The organism is Actinoplanes sp. KI2, from assembly GCF_025630775.1.
GTDB lineage: Bacteria > Actinomycetota > Actinomycetes > Mycobacteriales > Micromonosporaceae > Actinoplanes.
Genome location: NZ_JAOSZE010000125.1, coordinates 1 through 1,131, shown reverse-complemented (window position 1 = coordinate 1,131; position 1,131 = coordinate 1). Strand labels below are relative to the sequence as shown.

Annotated in this window: 2 protein-coding genes; both read right to left on the bottom strand. The window is 68.4% G+C overall.

Annotated features, from left to right (window positions below; translation table 11 throughout):
* Window positions 1–18: 18 nt before the first annotated feature.
* Window positions 19–627 carry a transposase gene (locus ODJ79_RS46575; RefSeq protein WP_263030185.1) on the bottom strand — a complete coding sequence of 203 codons (609 nt, stop codon included), beginning with the start codon at window positions 625–627 and terminating at the stop codon, window positions 19–21.
* The coding region (locus tag ODJ79_RS46570; RefSeq protein ID WP_263030184.1) for a winged helix-turn-helix domain-containing protein at window positions 552–1,131 on the bottom strand (580 nt) is incomplete at its 5' end. The genes ODJ79_RS46575 and ODJ79_RS46570, both read right to left, overlap by 76 nt.

The window sequence follows — 1,131 nt, the reverse complement described above, 5'->3', positions numbered from 1 at the left end:
GCTAGACACCTTTTGTGATCAAGGTCTGGTCGGTGACGGTGGAGGTAGACCTGTTCCGGTGAGGTAGCCGTCAATCAGACGAGTGCGGTATTGCATGCGTTTGAGTCGGTTCTTCACCGCGGCGGCAAGCTCCGTGGCGGTGCGCACGGCGAGGTTGGCCAGGCTGCCCTTCATGGTCGACCAGACCTTCTCGACCGGGTTGAGCTCGGGCGCGTAGGCGGGCAGCTGGTAGACGCGCAGCCAGGACCGGGCGGCGATCGCTGCCCGGATCGCGGGTGTCTTGTGCGTGGACAGGCCGTCCCAGACCAGCACGATCGGGGCCTGTAGCTGCTGGTGGGCGGCGTCCAGCAGCCGGATCAGCTCCGGCTCCCGGAAGCCTTTCGGTTCGCCTCTGCGTCCGCGATACAGCAGCGTGCGGTAGATCAGCCGGGAGCGGTGACCGGGCCGGTAGCAGCACAGCCCGGCCACCGAGACCCGCACGGTGCCCTTGGCGGTCACCTTCACCACGGGCGTTTCGCCTTTGGGCGCCCAGGTGGTGGCCTTGTGCGCTCTTAGCGTCTGGCCGCACTCGTCGGCGAAACAGATCCAGGCGGCCCGGCCGGTGGCGACTCTTTTACCGCCGGCCACTGATACCGGCGCCAGTGCGCGATCGCGGCCTCGTCCCGCTCGATCGCGCGATGGATCGGCAGTTGCGGGGTGTAGCCGAGCCGGCGCATCGCCTGCCACGCCGTGGTGATCCCGACCCGCAGATGGAACATCGTCGCGATCAACGCGACCACCCGCACCAGAGTCCAGCGCTGGTCCTCGCCGTATCCCGCCGCCGCCGGTCCCAGCTCAAGGCGCGTCTTCAATCGCGCCAACTGCTCGTCCGACAGCTTCGGGTCCGGTCCCGACGGCCCTTTCGAGGCCAGCGCCTGGGCGCCACCAGCGACCCAGGCCCGTCGCCATTGATACGCCGACTTCGTCGACACCTCGAGCAGCCCGGCGACCTCGACCGCCGACCTACCGTCGGCGAACAGCTGCGCCGCTTGCTGCCGTACTCGCTCTCGTCGCGCCCGTTCTGCCTGGTCAACGCCACCACCGTCGCCGTATCGCATGCGATCAGCAGAGCCGACACCAGCCCACCGAGAC